This is a genomic window from Propionicimonas paludicola (genome assembly GCF_002563675.1).
In the GTDB taxonomy this organism is placed as follows: domain Bacteria; phylum Actinomycetota; class Actinomycetes; order Propionibacteriales; family Propionibacteriaceae; genus Propionicimonas; species Propionicimonas paludicola.
In genome coordinates this window covers 1253111-1273925 of sequence record NZ_PDJC01000001.1, presented here as the reverse complement: position 1 = coordinate 1273925, position 20815 = coordinate 1253111, and the positions used below count along the sequence as shown (strand labels likewise).

At 68.0% G+C, this 20815-nt stretch carries 19 protein-coding genes; 6 read left to right on the top strand and 13 right to left on the bottom strand.

The window, feature by feature from the left end; translation table 11 throughout:
- Positions 1 to 14: 14 nt before the first annotated feature.
- The 4 genes from ATK74_RS05870 to ATK74_RS05855 all read left to right on the top strand — a co-directional run bounded on the left by ATK74_RS05870 (position 15) and on the right by ATK74_RS05855 (position 5993).
- Positions 15 to 233: a hypothetical protein gene (locus tag ATK74_RS05870; RefSeq protein ID WP_098460157.1), complete on the top strand. Its 219-nt coding sequence runs from the start codon at positions 15 to 17 to the stop codon at positions 231 to 233.
- Positions 234 to 360: 127 nt separating this feature from the next.
- Positions 361 to 834, top strand: a complete 474-nt coding sequence (locus tag ATK74_RS05865) for an aminoacyl-tRNA deacylase (RefSeq protein ID WP_098460156.1) — start codon at positions 361 to 363, stop codon at positions 832 to 834.
- Between the two features lie 96 nt (positions 835 to 930).
- The gene (locus tag ATK74_RS05860) at positions 931 to 1554 is read left to right on the top strand and encodes an HD domain-containing protein (RefSeq protein ID WP_098460155.1); all 624 of its coding nucleotides are present in this window, start codon (positions 931 to 933) and stop codon (positions 1552 to 1554) included.
- Between the two features lie 128 nt (positions 1555 to 1682).
- On the top strand, positions 1683 to 5993 hold the full coding sequence (locus ATK74_RS05855) for an acyl-CoA dehydratase activase-related protein (RefSeq protein ID WP_098460154.1): 4311 nt from the start codon (positions 1683 to 1685) through the stop codon (positions 5991 to 5993).
- On the opposite strand, the gene ATK74_RS05850 is transcribed toward ATK74_RS05855, so the two are convergent.
- A complete protein-coding gene (locus ATK74_RS05850) occupies positions 5957 to 6580 on the bottom strand; it encodes an L-threonylcarbamoyladenylate synthase (protein ID WP_098460153.1) in 624 nt (207 codons plus the stop codon). The genes ATK74_RS05855 and ATK74_RS05850 overlap by 37 nt on opposite strands.
- A gap of 37 nt (positions 6581 to 6617) precedes the next feature.
- Here ATK74_RS05850 and ATK74_RS05845 point away from each other — a divergent pair, with 37 nt between their 5' ends.
- Positions 6618 to 7745: a MalY/PatB family protein gene (locus tag ATK74_RS05845; protein ID WP_098460152.1), complete on the top strand. Its 1128-nt coding sequence runs from the start codon at positions 6618 to 6620 to the stop codon at positions 7743 to 7745.
- On the opposite strand, the gene ATK74_RS05840 is transcribed toward ATK74_RS05845, so the two are convergent.
- Positions 7742 to 8110 carry a pilus assembly protein TadG-related protein gene (locus ATK74_RS05840; RefSeq protein WP_425440097.1) on the bottom strand — a complete coding sequence of 123 codons (369 nt, stop codon included), beginning with the start codon at positions 8108 to 8110 and terminating at the stop codon, positions 7742 to 7744. The two genes, ATK74_RS05845 and ATK74_RS05840, sit on opposite strands and share 4 nt — an antisense overlap.
- Before the next feature lie 163 nt (positions 8111 to 8273).
- Between ATK74_RS05840 and ATK74_RS05835 the strand changes: the two genes are divergently transcribed.
- Positions 8274 to 9500, top strand: a complete 1227-nt coding sequence (locus tag ATK74_RS05835) for a pyrophosphate--fructose-6-phosphate 1-phosphotransferase (protein WP_098460150.1) — start codon at positions 8274 to 8276, stop codon at positions 9498 to 9500.
- Positions 9501 to 9525: 25 nt separating this feature from the next.
- On the opposite strand, the gene ATK74_RS05830 is transcribed toward ATK74_RS05835, so the two are convergent.
- From ATK74_RS05830 to thrS, 11 genes are all read right to left on the bottom strand, one after another.
- A complete protein-coding gene (locus ATK74_RS05830) occupies positions 9526 to 10629 on the bottom strand; it encodes a pyridoxal phosphate-dependent aminotransferase (RefSeq protein ID WP_098462060.1) in 1104 nt (367 codons plus the stop codon).
- A gap of 44 nt (positions 10630 to 10673) precedes the next feature.
- Positions 10674 to 11753 carry a YhjD/YihY/BrkB family envelope integrity protein gene (locus tag ATK74_RS05825; protein WP_169923749.1) on the bottom strand — a complete coding sequence of 360 codons (1080 nt, stop codon included), beginning with the start codon at positions 11751 to 11753 and terminating at the stop codon, positions 10674 to 10676.
- Between the two features lie 4 nt (positions 11754 to 11757).
- Positions 11758 to 14628, bottom strand: coding sequence for an aminomethyl-transferring glycine dehydrogenase (gcvP, locus tag ATK74_RS05820; RefSeq protein ID WP_098460148.1), 2871 nt, complete (start codon positions 14626 to 14628; stop codon positions 11758 to 11760).
- 52 nt (positions 14629 to 14680) lie between these two features.
- Positions 14681 to 15247: a MerR family transcriptional regulator gene (locus ATK74_RS05815; protein ID WP_098460147.1), complete on the bottom strand. Its 567-nt coding sequence runs from the start codon at positions 15245 to 15247 to the stop codon at positions 14681 to 14683.
- A gap of 125 nt (positions 15248 to 15372) precedes the next feature.
- Positions 15373 to 15867 (bottom strand): bifunctional nuclease family protein, encoded by a 495-nt coding sequence (locus tag ATK74_RS05810; RefSeq protein WP_098460146.1) that lies wholly within the window; start codon positions 15865 to 15867, stop codon positions 15373 to 15375.
- 8 nt (positions 15868 to 15875) lie between these two features.
- Positions 15876 to 16574 carry a transcriptional regulator FtsR gene (ftsR, locus tag ATK74_RS05805; RefSeq protein ID WP_098460145.1) on the bottom strand — a complete coding sequence of 233 codons (699 nt, stop codon included), beginning with the start codon at positions 16572 to 16574 and terminating at the stop codon, positions 15876 to 15878.
- Positions 16574 to 17056, bottom strand: a complete 483-nt coding sequence (locus tag ATK74_RS05800; RefSeq protein ID WP_098460144.1) for an FHA domain-containing protein — start codon at positions 17054 to 17056, stop codon at positions 16574 to 16576. Before ATK74_RS05800 ends, ftsR begins: the two co-directional genes overlap by 1 nt.
- Positions 17057 to 17104: 48 nt before the next feature.
- Positions 17105 to 17485, bottom strand: coding sequence for a glycine cleavage system protein GcvH (gcvH, locus tag ATK74_RS05795; protein ID WP_098460143.1), 381 nt, complete (start codon positions 17483 to 17485; stop codon positions 17105 to 17107).
- An 80-nt stretch (positions 17486 to 17565) separates the two neighbouring features.
- Positions 17566 to 18174 carry a cardiolipin synthase ClsA gene (gene clsA, locus ATK74_RS05790; protein WP_098460142.1) on the bottom strand — a complete coding sequence of 203 codons (609 nt, stop codon included), beginning with the start codon at positions 18172 to 18174 and terminating at the stop codon, positions 17566 to 17568.
- A gap of 23 nt (positions 18175 to 18197) precedes the next feature.
- Entirely contained in the window at positions 18198 to 18743 is a 546-nt protein-coding gene (locus tag ATK74_RS05785; RefSeq protein ID WP_098460141.1) for an HIT family protein, read from the bottom strand.
- Complete coding sequence (thrS, locus tag ATK74_RS05780) at positions 18740 to 20719, bottom strand: threonine--tRNA ligase (protein WP_211283294.1); 1980 nt, start codon at positions 20717 to 20719, stop codon at positions 18740 to 18742. The genes ATK74_RS05785 and thrS overlap by 4 nt, the downstream gene beginning before the upstream one ends.
- Positions 20720 to 20815 lie beyond the last annotated feature (96 nt).

Below are 20815 nucleotides of genomic sequence, written 5' to 3'. Positions count from 1 at the left end.
CCTCGCTTCACGAAATGGCGAACACGGAAATGCTCAAGTCTTTGACCAGGCAGTTCATCGGCTGGGTCGACCGCTTCATCGACGCCGATGAACGTGTTGTGTGCGCCATCTGCGATGACCGCTTCGCCAGCGAGGAGGACGGCAGGAGCCACGTCTGCCTGATCCATCCGCACGCCGTGCCCGCGAGTTGGCACGCCCCCACCTACGCTGCAGCCGGCCGCGCGTTCGCCTAGCCGTCGTGTCGGCCTGGCTCGCCTTCTCGCCGCCGCCTGGTCTCCAGGTCGTTCCTCTCCGTGATCGGCTCGGCAGTGGACGCTGCCCGCGGGCTAGCCTGTGCGCCAGCACAGCGGACGGAATGAGATGACCACTGCGGACGAGCCGATCGCGGCGACCACCCTCAGCGCAGCCGGGTTGAGCTACCGTCTGCATCGGCATCCTCCCGCCCGCACCGAGGCCGAGTTGCACCTCACCGGGCTGGACGTGAACACCTCGGCCAAAACGCTCGCTTTCGTCCTGCCGGACGAGTCAGTGGTTCTGGCCGCGATTCCCGGCCCGGCCCGCCTGAAGTACGCCCACCTGGCCAGAGCCTTGGGAGTCCCTCGGTCCGCCCTTCGCTCTGCCGATCCGGACGCTCTGGCCGCTCTGGGAATGGCTGCCGGCGGGGTCTCTCCGGTCTGCGCCGACCCCGCCGTGCGCGTGGTGATCCACCAGACCCTGCTGGACCTGAACGTCCTGTACTGCGGCAGCGGCAGCCCGGACTCCTCAATCGAGATCTCCCCTGCCACCTTGCAGCAGTTGCGCTCCGACCTCCTGGTCGCCGAGCTCTGCGACTAAGCCGGCACCGACCTACTGCAATCCTCTCGCGGCACTGTCCGGGTGGTTCGGCCGGGCGTAGCCTGGGTACCTGAGCGATATGAAGGAACAGTTCGGGTGACCGCTAGCACTGAACTCATTGACGACCTGCGGCTCAGCTGGGGCCGCCTGCTGCCCTTGCACCCGATGCTGGGTGAGGGCGTAATCACGCGCCTGTGCGACCCTCGGCGCTCTTTTCACGATGCCCGGCATCTGCGATCCTGCCTGGCCGCGCTGGACCAACTCGACGGCGCTGAGCGTGCTGAGTATTTGGCCTTGTGGTACCACAATGTGACGACCACGGGCACCCGCGGACGGCACGAGCAGGCCTCCGCTGCGGTGGCCGCAACCGAGCTCTTCGGAGTAGGTCTCCCCTGGGTCGAGGTCGGTCTGGTGGCCCGCTTGGTGCTGGTCACCGCCGACCATCATCCACGCCCGGAGATCCCTGGGTCGGACCGCGTCTGCGATGCCGATCTCGCCGGACTGGCCGCACCCTTCGAGTTGGTCGAGGCCGGTTTCCAGGAGCGCCGAGCCGAGATGACCGACCTGAGTGAGCCCGAACGCGATGCCTATCTGCGCACCTGGATCGAAGGCATGTTGGCCAGGGACCGGATCTTCCACACGGCCCACGGCTATGCGACCTGGGAGCAGCCGGCCCGCGAGAACCTGATCTCACTGCTGGCGCTACCGGTCTTCGTCTAGCGGGCAAGGCCCGTCCGTCTGGCGTTCGGGTGCCCGCGAGGGGTGATTTGCGGCAGGATGAGGGGCATGTCCGGCACCCCCGTTCCCCTGGCTCGTCGCGCTCGAGCGGCGTCCGGCAGGGAGCCCCGGTGAGCCTCACTCTGGGTCTGGATGTCGGCTCGACGACGGTGAAGGCCGTGGTCTGGGACGACGGACGGATCCGCTTCAGCGACTACCGACGGCACAACGCCGATGTCCGCGGCGAGCTGGCCCTGCTCCTGCGGCAGCTCAGCGAGGAGTTCCCGGACTGCGCCATGCCGGTCGCGGTCACCGGCTCGGGCGGGCTGCAGGTGGCCGAGCTGATGGGTGCGGACTTCGTCCAGGAGGTGATCGCCAGCACCGAAGCGGTCCAGCAACTGCTCCCCGATACCGACGTTGTCATCGAGTTGGGAGGTGAGGACGCCAAGATCACGTACTTCCACCCCGTCCCCGAGCAGCGGATGAACGGCACCTGTGCGGGCGGCACCGGCTCATTCATCGATCAGATGGCCGTGCTTCTGCAAACCGATGCCGTCGGTCTGGACCGGCTCGCTGCCGAGCATCGGCACCTGTATCCGATCGCCTCACGCTGCGGCGTGTTCGCCAAGTCCGATCTCCAGCCGCTGATCAACCAGGGCGCGGCGCCGGCCGATCTGGCCGCCTCGGTGTTCCAGGCCGTCGCCCTGCAGACCATCGCGGGACTGGCCGCCGGCAACCCGATTCGCGGCAACCTGGTCTTCCTGGGGGGTCCGCTGCACTACCTGCCCCAACTTCGGGCGGCCTACCAGCGCGCTCTCACCGGAAAGGTGACCAGCGTCACCACTCCGGACAACGCCCAGCTGTTCGTGGCCATTGGCGCGGCCCTGCTGGCCACCGGCAGCCCCCGGACTCCGGCCGATTTGCTCGCCGGGCTGCGCCGACCTCGCGAGCTCAGCCTGGCCCGCAGCCTGCTTGCTCCCCTGTTCGACGATCCGCGGCAACGCGCAGAGTTCGTCGCCCGGCACGCGGCGCACACCGTCCCCGAGGCTCCGCTGGGCGAGGCCACCGGCCCCTGCTTCCTGGGCATCGATGCCGGCTCGACAACGATCAAGGCCGTCCTGATCGATGCCGACGACCAGATTCGGTTCAGCCACTACGCCTCGAACGAAGGCGATCCGGTCAGCGCTGCGGTGGCGATCCTCTCCCGGGTGCACCAGGAGTTGCCTGCCGCCGCCGAGCTGGCCGGCTGCTGCGTCACCGGCTATGGCGAGGACCTGATCCGGGCGGCCCTGCGCGTCGATCACGGCGAGGTCGAAACGATGGCCCACTTCCGGGCGGCCGAACGGGTCTGCCCGGGGGTCACCTCGGTGATCGACATCGGCGGCCAGGACATGAAGTACCTGCGGATCCGCAATGGTGCGGTCGACTCGATCGCGGTCAACGAAGCCTGCTCCTCAGGCTGTGGCTCGTTCCTGCAGACCTTCGCCGAGACCATGGGCACCGACGTGACCAGCTTCGCCCAGGCCGCCATCGATGCTCGGCATCCGGTGGATCTGGGCAGCCGCTGCACGGTGTTCATGAACTCCTCGGTCAAGCAGGCCCAGAAGGAGGGCGCCCGGGTCGGTGATATCTCGGCCGGCCTGTCCTACTCGGTGGTCCGCAACGCCCTGTACAAGGTGATCAAGCTGCGCCACCCCGAACAGCTCGGCGACAAAGTAGTCGTCCAGGGCGGCACCTTCCTCAACGATGCCGTCCTGCGCGCTTTCGAGTTGCTCACCGGGCTCGAGGTGGTCCGAGCGAACATCGCCGGCCTGATGGGCGCCTTCGGAGCCGCGCTCACCGCGAAGCTGCGCCACCAGCCCGGCACCGTCAGCCAGGTCCTGGATCTGGACGAACTGGCCCAGTTCCGCCTGCAGAGCACGCTGGAGCACTGTCGGCTGTGCCAGAACCAATGCCAGCTGACGGTCTCCACCTTCGCCGACGGCACCCGGCACGTCTCGGGCAACCGCTGCGAGCGCGGTGCCGGGCTGGCTCGACCCAGCGGGGCCGACGAACTGCCCAATCTCTACGACTTCAAGTACAAGCGCACTTTCGGCTACCGGCGGCTTCGGGAGGCGGACGCCTACCGTGGCGACATCGGAGTCCCGCGAGCGCTCAACATGTACGAGAACTATCCGTTCTGGTTCACCGTGCTCACCCAGTTGGGCTTCCGGGTGCTCCTCTCCCAACGCACCAACCGGGACACCCTCGCTGACGGCGCAGAGTCCATTCCGTCGGAGAACATTTGCTATCCGGCCAAGCTTGCCCACGGGCACATCGAGGATCTGCTGAGCCGCGGCGTCCGGACGATCTTCTTCCCGTGCGTCCCGTTCGAGCAGCGCCGCTTCGACGCGGCCGACAACCACTTCAACTGCCCGGTGGTGGCCTTCTACCCCCAGGTGCTGGAGAAGAACGTCCCGGGCCTGCGGGAGGCCGGGATCCGCTACCTGGATCCCTTCGTCAACCTGGATCAGCCCGACCATCTGGCCGGACGACTGGTCGAGATCTTCGAGGACTTCGAGGTCAGCCTGGCCGAGGCCAAGGCCGCGGTGGCGGCGGGCTACGCCGAGGACGAGCAGTACCGCGCCGACATCCTCGCCGAGGGCGAGCGGGCCTTGGCCTGGCTGACCGAACGCGGCCGCAAGGGGATCGTTCTGGCCGGACGTCCGTACCACCTGGATCCCGAGGTGAACCACGGGCTGCCGGAACTGATCACCGGGCTCGGCCTGGCCGTGCTCAGCGAGGACTCGATCCTGAGCTCGTCGGTGCTGCGGCGTCCGCTGCGGGTGCGCGATCAGTGGGCCTATCACACCCGGCTCTACGAGGCTGCGGCGCTCAGCGCGGCCAACCCCCGGCTGGAACTGGTCCAGCTCAACTCCTTCGGCTGCGGGGTGGACGCCATCACCACCGACCAGGTGCAGGAGATCCTCGAGGACACCAACAACGTCTACACGGTCCTCAAGATCGATGAGGTGTCCAACCTGGGTGCCGCCCGGATCCGGCTCCGCTCACTGCTGGCCGCCAGCACCGGACGACTCCGCGACGCCGAAGTGGTCACCTATGCCGACGACCCGCGGCGCTACACCCGTCCGGTGTTCACCAAGGAGGACCGCCGGGAGCACACCATCTACGCCCCGCAGATGGCGCCGGTCCACTTCCGCCTGGTCACTTCCGTGCTCAACCGTTTCGGCTATCGCACCGAGCTGCTCGAGCAGGTCTCCCCCGCCGACGTCGAGACCGGCCTGAAGTATGTGAACAACGACGCCTGCTACCCCGCCATCATGGTGATCGGCCAGCTGGTGAACAAATTCCTCACTGGTGGAGCCGACCCAAACAACTCCAGTGTGGCCATCACCCAGACCGGCGGGATGTGCCGGGCCACCAACTACGCCGGCATGCTGCGTAAGGGGCTGGCCGAGGCAGGCTTCGGGCAGGTCCCGGTGATCGCGATCAGCGCGCAGGGCTTCGAAGACAACCCCGGCTTCCAGGTGACTCCGGCCATCGTCCATCGCGGCTTGCAGGCGCTGGTTCTGGGAGATCTGCTGCAGTCCGTCCTGCTCCGCGTCCGCCCCTACCAGGCCGTGCCCGGCAGCGCCCAGGCCCTGTACGAGCGCTGGGACCGGATCTGCCAGGAATTCTTCACCCACGGCGGATACTCCCCCACTCTCGGCCGTCGCGTGGGGTACGCCAAGCTGGTCAGAATGCTGGTCGGTGAGTTCCACGCTCTGCCGCTACTGGACATCCCGCGCAAGCCCAGGATCGGCTTGGTCGGCGAGATCCTGGTCAAGTTCCACCCCGACGCCAACAATCACGCGGTCGCCGTCATCGAGGACGAGGGCTGCGAGGCCGTCCTACCCGGGCTGTTGGAGTTCTTCGGGCAGTCGCTGTTCACCGGCGATTGGAAGTGGCACCACCTGGGGATCGGCGAGCACAGCCGTCACGCCAAGCGGATCGGCCTGTGGCTGATGGAGCAGTACCAGGCGCCCGTGCAGCAGGCGCTGGCGGCCTGCGGGGGCAAGTTCGAGCTGCAGTCCGACCTGGCCACCATGGCGAACCGCGCGCAGAACGTGATCGCTCTGGGCACCACAGCCGGTGAGGGCTGGTTGCTCACGGCCGAGATGATGGAACTGATCGAGTCGGGCACCCCGAACATCATCTGCGCGCAACCGTTCGCCTGCCTGCCCAACCACGTGGTCGGCAAGGGCATGTTCCGCGAGTTACGCCGGCTGTACCCGCAGGCGAACATCACCAGCATCGACTACGACCCCGGCGCCAGTGAGGTCAACCAGCTGAACCGGATCAAACTGGTCGTCGCTGGCGCTCACAAGGGTCACCAGAGGTCCACCCAGCTCGCCGGGCTACCGAGTCAGGACAGGAACGGGGTCGGGTCGCCGGCGCCCTGACGCAGAACCACGGCCTCGTCCTCGGACAGGTCGATGATCGTGGTGGGCTCCAGGCCGCAGTCACCACTGTCCAGGATGGCGTCGAGCTGATTGCCCAACTCCTGGTCGACCAGCCAGCCCTCGGTCAGCGGATCGACCTGCTCGGGCAGGATCAGCGTCGATGACATCAGCGGCTCACCGAGAGTGTGTAGCAAGGCCAGTGCCGTGGTGTGTTCAGGCACCCGGACGCCGACCGTCTTCTTCTTCGGATGCAGCATCACCTTCGGCGCCTCACGGGTCGCCTTCAGGATGAAGGTGTAGGGCCCAGGGGTGGCAGCCTTCACCGCCCGGAAGACGTTGTTGTCCATCTGGACGTACTGGCCCAGCTGCCCGAACTCGCTGCAGACCAGAGTGAAGTGGTGCCGATCATCCAGGCCGCGCAGCGCTCGGATCCGCTGCAGACCGTCCCGGTTGCCCAGCTGACAGCCCAGCGCATAGCCGGAGTCGGTGGGATAGGCGACCAGTGCGCCGCCGCGAATCAGGTCCGCAACCTGGCCGAGCGAGCGTGGCTGCGGATTGTCGGGGTGTACGTCAAAGTAGCGAGCCATGGAACCCACCCTAGTCGGCCCCGGATAAGGTGCCTTCATGTCCTTGCTGTCCGTCCCCCTGGCCGACCTACATGCCCGGCAGAGCCTGAAGTGGCGCACCTACCCCGCCGATGTCCTGCCCCTGTGGGTGGCCGAGATGGATGTCCACCTGCCACCGGTCGTTCTGGCCGCTCTCACCGAGGCCCTGACCGCTGGTGACACCGGCTACCCACATGGAACCGGCTACGCCGAGGCGTTCACCCAGATGGCCCAGGACCGCTGGTCCTGGCCGGTCGAGGCCCGCCAGGTGCGCCGCGCCGGTGACGTGATGAACTCGATCCTCGCGGTTCTGGAGGCCGTCACCACGCCCGGAGACGCCGTGGTGATCACGCCGCCGGTCTACCCGCCGTTCCGGCAAGTCGTCTCCGGCTACGGGCGACAGGTCGTCGAGGCTCCGCTCGGGGCGGACGGACGGCTGGATCTTGGCAGCATCGAGGCGGCCTTCACCGCAGCCCAGCGACCTGCGGCCTTCCTGCTGTGCTCCCCGCACAACCCGACCGGAGTGGTACACACCGAGGCCGAACTGGCCGGCCTGATGGCGCTGGCCAACACTCATGGCGTCCAGGTGATCGCCGATGAGATCCATGCCCCGCTCGTCGATGCCGACACTAGCTTCGTCCCGGTGCAGACCGTCGCCGGCGGCGAGCAGGCCATCACGGTGACCTCGGCCGGCAAGGCCTGGAACCTGGCCGGCTTCAAGGCCGGCCTGATCATTGCCGGAGCCGGTGTGGATCGCCTGTTCGGCAAGCTGCCGCCGTTCACCCTGCATTCGGCCGGCCATCTGGCCGACCTGGCCCATACTGCCGCGCTGCGCCACGCCCAGTCCTGGGTGGACGAGCTGATGGTCGAGATCGGGGCCAACCGCAAGCTGCTGGCCAGTGAACTGGCCGCCAAGTTGCCGCAGGTGCACTACCGGCCCCAGCCGGGCACCTACCTGGCCTGGGTCGACTGCACCGAGTTGGGTTTCGCCGATCCGTCTCAGCAGTTCCTGGATGTCGGCCGGGTGGCCTTCTCTCCTGGCGCGAACTTCGGCGCCGCCCACGCCGGCTGGGTCCGGGTCAACCTGGCTTGCTCGCCGGCAGTGGTGACCGAAGCAGTCGACCGGATGGTCGCCGCTCTGGCCTAGCGGTCAGCGACCAGTTCTGCCTCGGCGAAACCGTGCGCGGGCAGCCGGGTGATTCCGATCACGCTGAGCACGATCGTGTCAGCCCCGGTGCTGGTTGCCACCCGCACCCGTCCGCCCACGAAGGTGATCTCGGCGGTCACGTCCGGCTGCTCTGCGATCACCTGCCGGGCTGTGGCCACCGCGGCGGCATAGTCCGGTGGCTGCCCGGCCAGCCGTGCGGCCGCCGTCTGGTCGGCCGCGGCCCTGGCCGCCGCCGCGGCCAGTCTCTCGGCGCGCTGGGCCGCCGTGGCCTGGGCACCACCATCGACCACCAGGCCGATCAGGAGCAGGATCGACAGCACGACGGCAGCCATGAAGGGTGCCATCGACAGCCCACGCTGATCCGGCCGCATCGCTACCTCCCGAGGGTGTCTCCATTCTGAGGGCTGGACGGGTGTTTCATCAGCGGTTATCCACAAAGCAGGGGCGCCCAGCTCTGGGTAGGCTCCAGCCTGAAGGTTCATTGCTCAGGATTGGAAATCAAAGAAGATGGTGCACAAGGTCGCTCTGCTCACAGCCGGCGGGTTCGCCCCCTGCCTCTCCTCCGCCATCGGAGGATTGATCGAGGGCTACACCGAACACGCCCCCGAGGTGGAGATCATCGCCTATCGCAATGGCTACGAAGGCCTGCTCACCGGTGACTTCCTGGAGGTCACTCCGGCCGTCCGGGCCCGGGCCAGCCTGCTGCACGAGTACGGCGGCTCGCCGATCGGCAACTCGCGGGTGAAGCTCACCAATGCCAAGGACCTCGTCAAGCGCGGCCTGGTCGAAGAGGGCCAGGATCCGCTGAAGGTCGCGGCGGATCGCCTGGTCGCCGACGGCGTGGACGTCCTGCACACCATTGGCGGCGACGACACCAACACCACGGCCGCCGATCTGGCCGCCTACCTGGCCACCAACGACTACGGCCTGACCGTGGTCGGCCTGCCGAAGACCATCGACAACGACGTGGTTCCGATCCGTCAGTCGCTGGGTGCCGATACCGCCGCCGAGATGGGCGCCCGGTTCGCGAAGAACGTGATGGCCGAGCACAACGCCGGAACGCGGATCCTGCTGATCCACGAGGTGATGGGACGCAACTGTGGCTGGCTGACCGCCGCCACCGCTCGCAAGTACCACGAGTGGGTGGAGAGCGTGGAGTGGCTGCCCGAGATCGGCCTGTCCCAGGAGGCCTGGGATGTCCACGCCGTGTTCGTCCCCGAGGCCGAGATCGACATCGCCAAGGAGGCCGAGCGGCTGCTCGACGTCATGGACCGGGTCGGCTGCGTGAACATCTTCCTCTCCGAGGGCGCCGGCATCGCCGACATCATCGAGGAGATGGAGCGTGAGGGCCAGGAAGTGGCTCGGGACGCCTTCGGCCACATCCGCCTCGAGCGGATCAACCCGGGCGCCTGGTTCGGCAAGCAGTTCGCCCAGATGCTGCACGCCCAGAAGGTGCTCGTCCAGAAGTCGGGCTACTACTCCCGCTCCGCGGCGGCCAACGCCTTCGACCGCGCGCTGATCAAGTCGATGACCGAACTGGCCGTGGACGCCGCACTCGCCGGCAACCCGGGTGTGGTCGGCCACGACGAGGAGAACGGCGACGTGCTCAGCGTGATCGCCTTCGATCGGATCAAGGGCGGCAAGCCGTTCGATCTGACCGAGGACTGGTACGTCGAGCTGCTGGCCAAGATCGGCCAGCCCAAACCGGTTGCAGCAGCCCCGGCCGCGCACTGACGCAGTATCCGGACGGCCCTGGGCCTCAGCGCTGGAGGTACTCCTCCAGCCGGTCCAGGGCCGTCGCCAATTCTGCGGTCTCGCCGCAGAAGCTGAGCCGCACCTTGGTGTGGCCCTCCACCGGATCGAAGTCGATTCCGGGAGCCAGCGCCACCCCGGTCTCGGCGAGCAGCGCAGCACACCACTCGCGACTGTCGTCGGTCAGATGGGTGACATCACACCAGACATAGAACGCGCCGTCCGGCGGTGCGAAGCCAGTGATGCCGAGCTCGGGCAGCCGGGCCAGCAGCAGCTCGCGGTTGCGGGCGTAGCGCTGAACGTGGGCGTCCAACTCGACTCGCGCCTGCGGGCCGAAAGCGGCCAGCGCCGCAGCCTGTGAGACCGCGGGCGCACAGATCGCCAGATTGCCCTGGAGCAGCTCGACCGGACGAGCCAGCCACTGCGGCAGCACTGCCCAGCCCAGCCGCCACCCGGTCATCGAGTGGTACTTCGACAGCGAACCCAGAACCACGGCCTGATCATCGAAGGCGGCGGTCGTGCACGGACGCCCGTACGAGATTCCGTGGTAGATCTCGTCGCTGATCAGCAGACAGTCGTTCTCCCGGCACCACCGGGCCAGAGCCGACAGTTCGTCGGGATCGATGATGGTTCCGGTCGGGTTCGCCGGGGAGGCGATCACCAGTCCGGCCGGCTTCGGTACCAGCGCGTCCAGCATCTCCACGGTCGGCTGGTAGCGAGTGCTCTCCCCCACCGGCAGATCGGCCACCTGGCAGCCCAGGCTGAGCAGGGTGTTGCGATAGGCCGGGTAACCCGGACGGGCCATGGCCACCACGTCCCCCGCCTCGAAGGCGGCCAGGATCACCAGGCTGAACGCCGCGGAGGATCCGGTGCTGATCACGACCTGCTCGGCCGACACTTCGGCCCCCAGCGATCGGTAGTACTCGGCGATGACCGCTCGCAGGTCGTCCCGGCCGGCCGAGACCGTGTAGCCGAGAACCTCATCGCGGACCGCCTGAGCCGCCGCTTCGCGCACCACGGACGGCGCCGGCGTGGCCGGTTGCCCGACGCAGAGCAGGATGGCATCGGAGTGAGTGTGCTGCCTCTCGGTGGCCGCCCGGGCGACCTCCATCACATGGAACGGCGGCGTGCCTCCACGCCGGGACGGACTCCTAGTCACTGGGCCTTGCCCCGCAGCCGAGCCACCAGCATGGCTACCACAGCGCCCAGTCCCAGACCGGTGGCCGCTCCCACGGTGTAGCCGGTGCCGAGCCCCACCCCCATGCTGCGCCGGGCCACCTCGGCGGAGACCCAGTGCTGGCCCGGCTTGGTCTCGACCGGCTCAGGTTCGCTCGGCAGCTCGATGACCGGCTCGGGTTCGGCCGCGAGCGGGGCTTCGGCCGTCGCCAACCAGGCGGCCAGGTACAGGATCAATGTGGCGAACAGGTTCAAGAACAGCATGGCGATGATCACCGGGCCGAACAGGTTCGCCGCCAGGTTGCCGGAGAACACTCCAATCAGCGCACCGGCCACGAACTGCAGCGCGATCAGCGCCACCGAGCCGATCACTGCGGCCGCCCGGACCAGCCTCGGCGGCACCGGGTGCGGTGCGAACCAGCTGAACAGCCACCAGAAGAGCAGCACCCCGACCACGAGCGAGATCAGCAGGGATACGGCCCGCAACATGAAGGCGGCGACCGCACCGGTCACCCCCAGCCATCCGGCCACCGTGCTGCCCAGCGACGTGGCCGCCCCGGTGGCCGCGAAGCTGGCCAGGACGCCCGCGATCAGCGCGATCAGCGCCGCGAAGTTGACCGGCAGGTCCAGGTAGAACGGCAGCGCCTCGTCCGGACGATCGACATCGGTGCGCATCAGCACCCGGGTGGCCCGCTTGAGGTTGCCGATCCAGTTCGTCCCGGTCCACAGCGCGATCACCAGACCGGTGGTGCCGATCCCGGCCCAGTTGCTCAGGGCGTCCCGGATCACCGGCTCCAACTGCTTGCCCAGATCGCCGAAGGCCGCCAGTTCATCGCTCAGGTAGCTGTTCAGCACCACCAGCGAGTCCGGACGCCACACAGTCAACGTGAGCCCGAGTGCGGAGAACACCAGCATCAGCACCGGCACCATGGACAGCACCGAGTAGTACGCGATGGCCGCAGCCGCAATCCCACCGCCGCGCACGTTGAAACGCTCGACGGTGCGCAGCACATGGGCAACCCAGGCGCGCTGGCTGAAGCGACTCCACCATTCCTGCATGGACTCAGAGTTCCCCGGACTGGTCCTCATATGCCGAAACCGGAGCACAAGTGCAGATCAGGTTCCGATCGCCGTAGGCGCCGTCGATCCGTCCGACGGCCGGCCAGTACTTGTCTCGTCCGCCGGATCCGACCGGACCGGTGGCGAAACCGGCCGGGAAGGCGCCCAGATCTCGTGGGTAGGGGTGGTTCCACTCGCCGGCCAGCACTCGCGCGGCCGGGTGCGGCGCATTGTGCAGCGGGTTGTCGTCGGCCGGCCACTGTCCGGCGGCCACCTGATCCATCTCGCCCCGGATGGCGATCATGGCGTCGCAGAAGCGATCCAGCTCGGCCTTGGACTCCGACTCAGTGGGCTCGATCATCAAGGTGCCGGCCACCGGGAAGCTCATGGTCGGGGCGTGGAAGCCGAAGTCGATCAGTCGCTTGGCCACGTCGTCCACACTTACGCCGGTCTGGTGGCTGAGTTCGCGCAGATCGACGATGCACTCGTGGGCAACCAGCCCGGACGCTCCGGTGTAGAGCACCGGGAAGTACGGAGCCAGCCGATGGGCCACGTAGTTGGCCGCCAGGATGGCGGTCTGCGAGGCCAGCTTCAGGCCGTCCGGACCCATGAGGGCGATGAACGCCCAGCTGATCGGAAGTACCCCGGCCGAACCGAATGGGCCCGCGCTGACCGGGCCGTAGCTGGTCTGTGGCCCGGCTGCCTCGACCAGCGGGTGCTTGGGCAGGAACGGGGCCAGATGCGCCCGGACCGCCACCGGACCGACTCCGGGGCCGCCGCCGCCGTGCGGGATGGCGAAGGTCTTGTGCAGGTTCAGGTGGCTCACGTCGGCGCCGAACCGGCCCGGACGGGCCAGGCCCAGCATGGCGTTGAGGTTCGCACCGTCGACATAGACCTGGCCGCCGGCGGCGTGGACGAGCTGGCAGATCTCGGTGATGGTGTCCTCGAACACGCCGTGGGTGGACGGGTAGGTGACCATCACCGCGGCCAGCCGCTCGGCATGCTCGGCGATCTTGGCCCGCAGGTCGTCCAGGTCGACCGAACCGTCCGCGGCGGTGGCCACCACGACCACCCGCATTCCGGCCAGGACGGCGGAGGCCGCGTTGGTGCCATGGGCCGAGGCTGGGATCAGGCAGACAACTCGCTCGGGCTGGCCCTGGGCCAGATGGTAGGAGCGGATCGCCATCAGCCCGGCGAACTCGCCCTGGCTACCGGCGTTCGGCTGCAGGCTGACCTGGTCATAGCCGGTGATCTCAGCCAGCCAGTCGCACAGCTGCTCGACCAGTTCGGCGTAGCCGGTGGCGTCCGCGGCCGCAACGAAGGGGTGCAGCCCGGCGAAGCCCGGGTAGCTGATCGGCTCCATGGCGGCAGCCGGGTTCAGCTTCAGGGTGCACGAGCCGAGCGGGATCATGCCCTTGTCGAGCGCGAAATCTCGGTCGGCCAGGGTGCGCAGGTAGCGCATCAGCTCGGTCTCGCTGCGATAGTTGCGGAAGACCGGATGGGTGAGGAACTCCCCCTGCCGCCGATGGTCGCCCAGCCCGCCCCAGGTGTCCTGGGTCGGCGCCGATGCTCCGAAGGCCGCGCTGACCGCAGCCAGATCGTCCTCGCCGATCCCCTCGCCGATGCTGACTCCCACAGCGTCGGCATCGATGCGGCGCAGGTGCACCCCGGCGGCGCGGGCGGCCGCCACGATGGCGTCCGCGCGGCCCGGGGTGTGCACGGTGAGCGTGTCGAAGAAGGTCTCGGAGGCCAACTCATACCCGGCAGCCACCAGCGCTGCCGCCAACCGGGTGGCGCTGCGGTGGGCAGCGGACGCGATCGCGGTCAGTCCCTCGGGACCGTGATGGACGGCGTAGCAGCCGGCCGCGACGGCCAACAGCACCTGCGCTGTGCAGATGTTCGAGGTGGCCTTCTCCCGGCGGATGTGCTGCTCGCGGGTCTGCAGGGCCAGCCGGAAGGCCGGCACGCCATCGGCGTCCTTGCTGAGTCCGACGATCCGTCCGGGCAGTTGCCGCTCCAGGCCGGACCGGACGGCGATGAAACCGGCATGCGGGCCGCCGTAGAACAGCGGGACGCCGAACCGCTGGGCGCTGCCCACGGCGATGTCCGCACCCCAGGCGCCGGCCGAGCCGATCAGCGTCAGCGCCAGCAGGTCGACTGCGGTGATGACCAATGCGCCGGCCTGATGCGCGCGGTCGACGAGCTCGACCAGCTCCGCCTGGCCGGGCAGGGTCCCATCGGCAGCCGGTAGCTGCAGCACGACGGCGAAGTAGTCCTCGTCCTCCAGCGCAGCCGCGACGCCCGCCTCAGCCACCCTCACCTCGACCCCGACTGCCGCACACCGGGTACGCAGAACGGCCAGGCTCTGCGGCAGTAGCTTCGGGTCGACCAACACCGCACCCTGCCGACGCGACGCCCGCCGGGCCAAGGCCACGGCCTCGGCCACCGCGGTGCCCTCGTCGAGCAGGCTGGCCCCGGCCACCGGAAGCCCGGTCAGGTCGGCGATCATGGTCTGGAAGTTGGCCAGCGCCTCCAACCGTCCCTGGCTGATCTCGGGCTGGTAGGGCGTGTAGGCGGTGTACCAGGCCGGGTTCTCCAACACCATCCGGCGCAGGATCGGCGGAGTGACCGTGGCGTGGTAGCCCAGCCCGATCATCGGCACGCCCGGGTTGTTCCGGGCAGCCAGCGCGGTCAACCGCTGCTGCACCTCGAACTCCGACAGAGCGGCCGGCAGAGCCAGGTCCTCGGTCAGCCGGATGGCTTCAGGCACCACGGCCTCGGTGAGCTGGTCGAGAGTCTCGAACCCGAGGCTGGCCAGCAGTTCGTCACGGTCAGAGTCGATGGCGCCGAGGTGGCGCGCGAAGAAGTCACTCATAGCACGACCAAACCTATCCTGCCGTGCTCGGCAGGGCTCGCCGCGGTCCGGCTCAGCCGGCGATTCGTGCCCGACGGCGCTGGGAGAGCTCGTCGTTGGCCGGAGCCACCGGCTCCTCGGCGCGCTCGGCCGGAAGCTCGTGCAGGGTGCCCTCGATGTCGCGCCAGACGCCGCCCAGGGCGATCCCGAACATGCCCTGGCCACCCTTGAGCAGGTCGATCACCTGGTCGTCGGAGGTGCACTCGTAGACCGAGACACCGTCGCTGAGAAGAGTGACCTCGGTCAGATCGTCCACCCCGCGAGCCCGCAGGTGGTCGACCGCAGTGCGGATCTGCTGCAGCGAGATGCCGGCATCGATCAGCCGCTTGATCACCTTCAGCATCAGCAGGTCACGGAAGCTGTACAGCCGCTGGGTGCCGGAGCCCTCCGCAGAGCGCACCTCGGGCACCACCAGTCCGGTCCGGGCCCAGTAGTCCAACTGGCGGTAGGTGATGCCAGCCGCCCGACAGGCCACTGGCCCGCGGAAGCCGAGATCGTCGGGCATCGGAGCGAAGTCGCCCTCGAACAGCAGATCCTGCACGCCCTGGCCGGCAGCTACTGCCTCATGCCCTGCGTTCATTGGTCCAGCCCCTTCCGATTCAGCGAACTACCGCGCTGGGATTACGACGCTAATCGGCAGTGCCGACCGCGGTCAACGACACGCCGGACGCCGCGCCGGACCGCCCTGGACTCTGAAGCAGCACCTCAGAGTTTCTCGGGCCCCCCGGAGAAGTCATCGGGGTTGACGCTGTCCAGGAACTCGCGGAACCGCTCCACCTCGTCGTCTCCGACCAAGGGATCGGCGTCCGGCGCAGGAATCAGGCCGTACTCGTCCAACACCTCCGGGGCACACAACACGCGGCAGCCCACCCGCAGCGCGACCGCGATGGCGTCGCTGGCGCGGGTGGCGATGGCACGGTTGGCGAAGACCAGCTCGGCGTAGTACTCGCCCTCGTCACAGGCGGTGATCCGGGCCTCGATCAGTGGCTCGGCCAGGGCCAGCGCGAGCTGTCCGGCCACATCGTGAATGCTGGGACGATCCTCGTCGGGCTCATCGGTGGCCCCGAAGATCGCCGCTGCCCCGCCGTGGCTCATCCAAATCGGCAGCCGGCGGCCGGCGCCGCCCACCTCGACCAGCACCACCACCGGGGCGGTCTCCACCCCGGACACTCGTATCTCGGCTACTCGGACCTCAATCATCGCCAACCTCACTGCGGCAGCTGGGAACGCATGATGGCGGCATGGGCGTGCAGGACCAGCTGCATCACCTCGGCCGGCAACGCACGGGAGGTCGGGTTGCGCCGAAGGTGAGGGGCGATGGCCTGCTCGATCAAGCCGACCTCCCGTTCTGCGGCCTGCTTGACCACGCGCAGATGCCGGGCGTCCATGCCGAAGGCGGCCAGCTTGCGGGCGATCACGGCGACGGTGAGCGCGTCGCGTCCGTAGTAGATGGTGCCTCGGCGCGGGACCACCAACTGATGCTTCTCCAGCTCGTTGAGTGCGGCGTCAGTCAGGCCACTGAGATCCAGCAGCTCGCGGCGCGTCACTCGGATGGCCCGCTTCGGCGGCACCGGACGCGGCGCCAGGGCGTTGGCCTGCTCGACCGGGTCGCCTTCGGCCGGCGCACTGGTGGCCGATGACAGGGCCGGCGGCTGCTGCCCGCGATCCATCATGTCGAGGTGCTCGCGGATCACCTTCAGCGGCAGGTAATGGTTCTTCTGCACATCGAGGATGTAGCGCAGCCGCTCGATGTCGGATTCGGCGTAACGCCGATAGCCCGAAGGCGCTCGCTCAGGCGAGATCAATCCTTCCGACTCGAGGAACCTGATCTTGGAGATGGAGATGTCCTCGAACTCGGGCTTGAGTACGGCCAGCACCTGGCCAATGCTGCGCAGCCCGAGAGCCATCAGCCCTGCCCGGAGAAGAACACCATCCGGTACTTCCCGATCTGCACCTCATCGCCGGACTGCAGGGCGAGCTCCTGCTCGACCAGGTTCTTGTTCACGTAGGTGCCGTTGAGGCTGTTCTCGTCGCTCACCCACACGCTGCCGTCGCGGCGGGTGAATCGGGCGTGATGCCGGGAGACCGTGATGTCGTCGAGGAAGATGTCGCAGCGCGGGTGCCGGCCGGCAGTGACCACATCGGAGTCGATCAGGAACCGTCCGTCGGCGTGCCCACCGCGCAGAACGATCAGCAGCGCAGAACCGGACGGCAGCGCAGCGATGGCCGCGGCGTCCGCATCGGGCAGGTCCTCGGCGCGGAACTCCTCCACCACCGGGGTGATCACTCGGGTGGTGTCACCGGACAGCTTGGCCAGGCTGGCCCCACAGTGCGGGCAGAAGTTCACAGTCTCAACCAGATCGTGCCCACACGCCGGACAACTCAGCATGACGCCACCTCCTCTCCGCGTCGCGAAGCTCTACAGTTGAGCTTCAGCCTAACCCGCCACCTGTTCGGCGTAGCTGTCAGCGTCAAGCAAGTCGTCCAACTCGCTGGGATCGGAAAGCTCGACCTCGAACAGCCAACCATCACCGTAAGGGTCAGAGTTCACGGTTTCGGGAGAGTCGTTGAGGAGCTCGTTCACGGCGGTGATCACGCCGGTGGCCGGCGAGTACACGTCCGAAACGCTCTTGGTCGACTCGACCTCCGCGCAGGCGTCGCCGAGGGCGATCTCTTCGCCCACCTGAGGCAGCGAAACGAAGACCACGTCACCGAGTTCCCCGGCCGCGAAGCTGGTGATTCCGACGCGGACGACGTCGCCGGCACCCTGACGGACCCACTCGTGCTTGGGCGTGTAGCTGAGATCATCTGGGTACACGGTCACTCCTTGATTTCGTCGCGCAGGCACCTCCCAGTGCCGGGCAACACCCTACCCTCAACCACCCAGTGAGGTTCGGATCACACCTGCGATGCGCCCGCGCGATTCAGCGGGAACCGACGGACGACGTCGATGCCTTGGCCGATGTAGAGCAGCCCCGACCACCAGTAGAGCGCGGTGCCCCAGATCACGCAGGCCCAGCCGACCACTCGCATGCCGATCTGCCAGGCATCGTCGCCGGAGCCCAGGAGGACCAGCGGGAAGGCGTAGAGCAGCGCGAAGGTCGCGGCCTTGCCCAGAAAGTGCACCGGAAGACTGACGAAGCCCCGGCGGCGCAGTGCCGGCCAGATGGTGGTGAACATCAGCACGTCCCGAGCCGCCAGCAGCGCGACCAGCCACCAGGGCACGATCTCGCGGATCGCGAAGCCGACCAGAGTGGCCAGGATGTAGAGACGGTCAGCCAGCGGGTCGAGGACCTGACCCAGCCGGGAGCGTTGGTGCCAGCTGCGGGCCAGGTAGCCGTCCAGCCAGTCGGTGGCGCCGCCGATGGCGAGCACCACCACGGCCCAGATGTCCGCCTCGCGAACCAGCAACAGCCACAGGAACAGCGGTACTCCGGCCAGCCGAATGAAGCTGAGCACATTGGGTACCGTGAACACCCGCTCGGTGTCGTACGGTTCGCCTGCCATTCGCCCAGCCTAGGCCACAGCCACTAGTGGCGGTTCCACGCGTCGGCCAGAACGGCGCGCGTCTCGCCCAGCAACTGCGGAATTGCCTTGGTCTGGCCGACCACCGGAAGGAAATTGGCGTCGCCCAACCAGCGTGGGACGACATGCTGGTGCAGGTGCGCGGCAATGCCGGCCCCGGCCACCGAGCCCTGGTTCACACCCAGGTTGAAGCCACCCGGGCCGGACACCGCCCGCAGCACGGTCATGGCCGTGGCGGTGAGCTCCCCGATCTCGGCCCGCTCCTCCGGGGTCGCCTCGGTCCAGTCGGCGATATGCCGGTTCGGGCAGATCAGCAGATGGCCCGGAGCGTAGGGGTACAGGTTCAGCACCACGAAGGCCAGCCGTCCGCGATGGACGATCAGTGCCTCGGCGTCGTCGAGGCCGCCCACCCGGCAGAACGGGCAGACCTCAGCGGCCGCGCTCTCCGGCTTGTTCTCGCCCTTGATGTAGACCATGCGGTGCGGCGTCCACAGCCGCTGGTAGCCGTCCGGATCCCCCGGCAGCCCGGACGCCGGTTCGGCCCCGGTCATCGCTGCGGCGGACGGGTATTCGCGATGATCTCGGCGATCGCGTCCTCGATTGCCACACCGTTGTTCTGGCTGCCGTCCCGGTAGCGGAACGACACCGCGCCCGCGGCGGCGTCCGCCTCGCCGGCGATCAGCATGAACGGCACCTTCTGGGTCTGCGCATTGCGGATCTTCTTGCCGAAGCGATCATCGGAACGATCAACCTCAACCCGGATGCCGGCCTCGGTGAGCTGGGCGGCGATCCCGGCCAGGTAGTCGTCGTACTCGGCGGCCACCGGGATGGCGATCACCTGCACCGGCGCCAGCCAGGCCGGGAAGGCCCCGGCGTAGTGCTCGGTGAGCACGCCGATGAAACGCTCGATCGAGCCGAACTTGGCCGAGTGGATCATCACCGGCTCGGCCGGGTGCCCGTCCGGACCGGTGTAGGTCAGGCCGAACCGGGCCGGCTGGTTGAAGTCGTACTGGATCGTCGACATCTGCCAGGTGCGTCCGATCGCATCCTTGGCCTGCACCGAGATCTTCGGCCCGTAGTAGGCCGCTCCGCCCGGATCAGGGACGAGCGCGAGCCCGGACTCGAGGCCGACCTGCTCGAGGATGGCGGTGGCCTTCTCCCACTGCTCGTCCGAGCCGATGAACTTGGTGGACTTGCTGCCCTCGGTGTCTCTGGTGGACAGCTCGAGGTAGTAGTCGTCCAGGCCGAAGTCCTCCAGCAGGTTGGTCACGAAGGTGAGCAGATGCTTGACCTCGTCGGCGGCATGCTCGGCCATCACATAGGAGTGCGAGTCGTCCTGGGTGATCGAGCGCACCCGGGTGAGTCCTTGCAGGACGCCGGACTTCTCATTGCGGTACACCGTGCCGAACTCGAAGAAGCGCAGCGGCAGCTCGCGGTACGAGCGGCCCCGGCTCTTGAAGATCAGGTTGTGCATCGGGCAGTTCATTGCCTTGAGGTAATAGTTCTGGCCGTCGTCGTCCATGGGCGGGAACATCCCGTCGGCGTAGTACGGCAGGTGCCCGGAGGTGTGGAACAGCCCCTCCTTGGAGATGTGCGGGGTGCCCACGTACGAGAAGCCAGCCTTGATGTGCGCGGCCCGGACGTAGTCCTCCATGACCCGCTTCAGCACTCCACCCTTGGGATGGAAGACCGGCAGACCGGCGCCCAGCTCCTCGGGGAAGCTGAACAGGTCGAGCTCGGTGCCCAGCTTCCGGTGGTCGCGGCGGGCCGCCTCGGCCAGACGCTCCTGGTAGGCGACCAGGTCCTCCTTGGTCGGCCAGGCCGTCCCATACAGGCGCTGCAGCTGAGCGTTGGCCTGATCGCCACGCCAGTAAGCGGCCGAACTGCGGGTGATCGCGAACGCCTTCAAGTAGGAGGTGTCCGGGACGTGCGGGCCGCGACACAGGTCGCGCCAGGCCACCGAGCCGTCGCGGCGGACGTTGTCGTAGATGGTCAGTTCGCCGGCGCCGACCTCGACCGAGGCGCCCTCGGTCGCGTCGCTGTTGCCCTTCAGACCGATCAGCTCGAGCTTGTACGGCTCGGTCGCCAACTCCTCTCGGGCCCGATCATCGCTGACGACCCGGCGGACGAAGCGCTGCTTCTCCTTGACGATCCGGCCCATGGCCTTGTCGATCGCCCGGTAGTCCTCCGGGGTGAACGGGGTGGGCACCTGGAAGTCGTAGTAGAAGCCGTCGGTGATGGGCGGCCCGATGCCGAGCTTGGCTTCGACGAACAGTGACTGCACGGCCTGTGCGGCCACGTGGGCGCAGGAGTGTCGGATCACGTTCAGGCCGTCCGGGCTGTCGATCGCGACCGCCTCGACGACGTCACCCTCGGCCACCTCGGTGGTCAGGTCGACCAGCCGTCCGTTGATCCGCGCTGCCACCACGGTGCGATCGCCGAACAAGGTCAGCGCGGTAGTGCCGGCCTCGACCGTCCTCGCCTCGGGCTGGGACTGCAGGGCTGACACGGTGATGGACACGGACACGGGTGGACTTCCTTTCCTTGCGGCCTCCTAGTCTGCCGCAGATCGCCGGGACGTGCGTCGCGGCGCCACCGCACAGCGATCACCTTCGCCGGCCGC

Bases quoted from the DNA above. Each gene is read 5' to 3' on its own strand.
- ATK74_RS05870 (WP_098460157.1), top strand. From the start codon at position 15: ATGGCGAACACGGAAATGCTCAAGTCTTTGACCAGGCAGTTCATCGGC.
- ATK74_RS05865 (WP_098460156.1), top strand. From the start codon at position 361: ATGACCACTGCGGACGAGCCGATCGCGGCGACCACCCTCAGCGCAGCC.
- ATK74_RS05850 (WP_098460153.1), bottom strand. From the start codon at position 6,580: ATGGCTCGCTACTTTGACGTACACCCCGACAATCCGCAGCCACGCTCG.
- ATK74_RS05845 (WP_098460152.1), top strand. From the start codon at position 6,618: ATGTCCTTGCTGTCCGTCCCCCTGGCCGACCTACATGCCCGGCAGAGC.
- ATK74_RS05840 (WP_425440097.1), bottom strand. From the start codon at position 8,110: ATGGCACCCTTCATGGCTGCCGTCGTGCTGTCGATCCTGCTCCTGATC.
- ATK74_RS05835 (WP_098460150.1), top strand. From the start codon at position 8,274: ATGGTGCACAAGGTCGCTCTGCTCACAGCCGGCGGGTTCGCCCCCTGC.
- ATK74_RS05830 (WP_098462060.1), bottom strand. From the start codon at position 10,629: ATGGAGGTCGCCCGGGCGGCCACCGAGAGGCAGCACACTCACTCCGAT.
- ATK74_RS05825 (WP_169923749.1), bottom strand. From the start codon at position 11,753: ATGCAGGAATGGTGGAGTCGCTTCAGCCAGCGCGCCTGGGTTGCCCAT.
- gcvP (WP_098460148.1), bottom strand. From the start codon at position 14,628: ATGAGTGACTTCTTCGCGCGCCACCTCGGCGCCATCGACTCTGACCGT.
- ATK74_RS05815 (WP_098460147.1), bottom strand. From the start codon at position 15,247: ATGAACGCAGGGCATGAGGCAGTAGCTGCCGGCCAGGGCGTGCAGGAT.
- ATK74_RS05810 (WP_098460146.1), bottom strand. From the start codon at position 15,867: ATGATTGAGGTCCGAGTAGCCGAGATACGAGTGTCCGGGGTGGAGACC.
- ftsR (WP_098460145.1), bottom strand. From the start codon at position 16,574: ATGGCTCTCGGGCTGCGCAGCATTGGCCAGGTGCTGGCCGTACTCAAG.
- ATK74_RS05800 (WP_098460144.1), bottom strand. From the start codon at position 17,056: ATGCTGAGTTGTCCGGCGTGTGGGCACGATCTGGTTGAGACTGTGAAC.
- clsA (WP_098460142.1), bottom strand. From the start codon at position 18,174: ATGGCAGGCGAACCGTACGACACCGAGCGGGTGTTCACGGTACCCAAT.
- ATK74_RS05785 (WP_098460141.1), bottom strand. From the start codon at position 18,743: ATGACCGGGGCCGAACCGGCGTCCGGGCTGCCGGGGGATCCGGACGGC.